At 32.2% G+C, this 918-nt stretch carries 2 protein-coding genes; one reads left to right on the forward strand and one right to left on the reverse strand.

Annotated features, from left to right (window positions below):
• Nucleotides 1-223 precede the first annotated feature (223 nt).
• Complete coding sequence (locus MCQ_RS02470; protein WP_006923346.1) at nucleotides 224-544, reverse strand: helix-turn-helix domain-containing protein; 321 nt, start codon at nucleotides 542-544, stop codon at nucleotides 224-226.
• A gap of 102 nt (nucleotides 545-646) precedes the next feature.
• Here MCQ_RS02470 and MCQ_RS02475 point away from each other — a divergent pair.
• Nucleotides 647-918, forward strand: a 272-nt coding sequence (locus tag MCQ_RS02475) for a hypothetical protein (protein WP_006923347.1), incomplete at its 3' end; no start/stop codon positions are given.

Here is a 918-nt window from a genome sequence, read left to right on the forward strand (position 1 = left end):
TTGGCAACGGTTAATTTATAAGGTATGGGAGATTAATACGTTTTTCGTAATTAAAAGTCAATAGGATAAAATACGAAAAACGTATTTTATTTTATAATCCACTTGTTCTGTTTGTTCTGTTTACTATCATTAAATATTAATGAGGTGCTTATGATAGAAAATATAAGAAAAAAGCAGCTATCCATAGTGCTAAATCAATTAACCGAAAGTGAAAAAAAGGCTTTTATGAATTTCGTGCTGCGAGCAGAGATTTTAAAAGATCCTCGACAATCTTCTTTTCAGAATCATTCGCTTGGGAATATAAATAAAGAAAATCATCAGAGTAAGATCCAGAAATAGGCGAAGAATCTTTAAAAAATTCCATAATTTTAACCAGTTCATCTGCTTTAATATCTCTCGTTTCTCTATTCGTATTAAGATTAATCATATTAGATATAGCTGGTCTTCTTATGCCAAGATGGGCGGCAAGCTTTGCTTGGCTCCCTCGTCCCATTTTATCAAGTTCTTTCTTTATCCAAATTTTTAGCTCTTTTTGCCTAATCATAATTAAGTTTATTCCTTATTTTTGAAATCCTTACAATATAAAAAATATAGCGATACGTTTTTCGTATTGACTAAATATTTTGTATATCGTATTTTTATCGCTATGATAAAAACATATACGAAAACAGCAAAACTCATAATTGAGCATCTGGGTGGATATAAAAAAGTCGCTAATATTGTTAATCGCAATGTTATTGTGATTAGAAAATGGACTTATCCTTTTGAAAAGCGAGAGGGGAAAGGTGGTATTATACCGGCTAAATATCAAGTGATGCTTTTAGACTATGCACGCGAGCATGGCATAGATTTGCGCCCTGATGATTTTTTTTATCCTGAACGCTTGCAGAGATTAATGCAAGAGCAACACACCCCCCC

The sequence above is a fragment of the Candidatus Bartonella washoeensis Sb944nv genome (genome assembly GCF_000278135.1).
Classification (GTDB): Bacteria; Pseudomonadota; Alphaproteobacteria; order Rhizobiales; family Rhizobiaceae; genus Bartonella; species Bartonella washoeensis.